General features: G+C 61.5%; 1 protein-coding gene. It reads right to left on the bottom strand.

The genetic code is table 11. The features are described 5' to 3' along the window. Positions 1-415: 415 nt before the first annotated feature. On the bottom strand, positions 416-667 hold the full coding sequence (locus tag KK141_RS22860; protein WP_214573216.1) for a hypothetical protein: 252 nt from the start codon (positions 665-667) through the stop codon (positions 416-418). Positions 668-1,167 lie beyond the last annotated feature (500 nt).

The raw sequence follows: 1,167 nt of genomic DNA, 5'->3' as shown, positions 1-1,167 counted from the left end.
GCTCTTCGTTATAGAGCCAATTCAAGCGTTTCCGGGGCATTCCTGCGTTCCATGCAACAGGGAACGAAGGAAAGCACGGAGCATGCCGGCCGCCCGGCGCCACCTGCGCAATTGCGCATAATGTATATTATGTCAACTTGCGGAAACGACTGGCGAGACTGGGCACGCGGCTTGCTTCTCTGCGTTTTCTGTTCGTTCGCACGGAAGCTCCGCATGCACTTCAGTTGGCAATTTGACCCCGCGCGTCAGGTGCTTAGCGCACCGTCCGGCTGGTCCATCACCGTCAAAGAAATCGCCTCACAGCTGCAAGACCAGGTCTACAACCGCCACGACCTCACGGGGCCGTGGTCCGGCTGGAAAGTCCGAGGCCGCCTGCTGATAGGACCAGGCGGCGTGCGAATCACGCCCGAGGCACTCAGGGAAGCAGCTCGCGCCCTTGGCACTTGAGTGGGACGCCCTTCTCGATACGGAGCCAGAGCCGGTGGTCATAGTTGGCCACCCGATGAACCTGGCCAACGACGCAGATCTCATCGTCTTGCAGCTGGCCAGCACGCGCGGCTGCATCGGCATCGCGATGCCTGGCTGCTTCGTGGTAGCCCACATACGTGGCAGAAAGAATGAAGGCGCTGGCCACGATGGCGAGCGCAATACGCGTTGAACCGTCCATGTCACCCCCTGGTGCTGGCCAGAAGCGTAAGGGCACCCGTCTCCCCCGAACAACCCTACGGGTTGCCCGGTGAAACCGGAGGTAGGTCACAGGCAATGCCGGCATCGGCATTCGGCGAGCGAAGGCACTGGTCTCGTCTTCCCAAACCTACGGTTTGCTCAGCCAAGTCCAGGTAAATCACAGGCAGTGCCGGCATCGGCACTCGGCGAGCAAGAGCCAGGCACGAGCTTGAAGCGCTCGAGCTCGAGATGGCCGGAAACCCGCGCCGTTGAGCCATTTCCGCGAATCGATTTTGCTGCAGCAAATCAAAAGCGGGGTTGGCGGGGTGGCCATGGGAACCGATGAGCCCTTGTGACAGGTGTGGCCACACACACCCAGGCTTCGGTGTGGTCCTAGATCAAGGGCGTATCCGTAGGGGCTTTGCCCCTACACCCCGTCAGCGCTTCGAGGCACCGCCGAAAGGGTCGGGATTCCACGTGCCCAGGGTAGGCGGCGTGTAG

Source organism: Dyella sp. LX-66 (assembly GCF_018599165.1).
Lineage (GTDB): Bacteria > Pseudomonadota > Gammaproteobacteria > Xanthomonadales > Rhodanobacteraceae > Dyella_D > Dyella_D marensis.
Note: the sequence above shows the minus strand (reverse complement) of the source record. Positions and strands in the feature narration are given on the sequence as shown.

Excerpts from the sequence above, each read along its gene's own strand:
- KK141_RS22860 (WP_214573216.1), bottom strand. The coding sequence starts at position 667 with ATGGACGGTTCAACGCGTATTGCGCTCGCCATCGTGGCCAGCGCCTTC.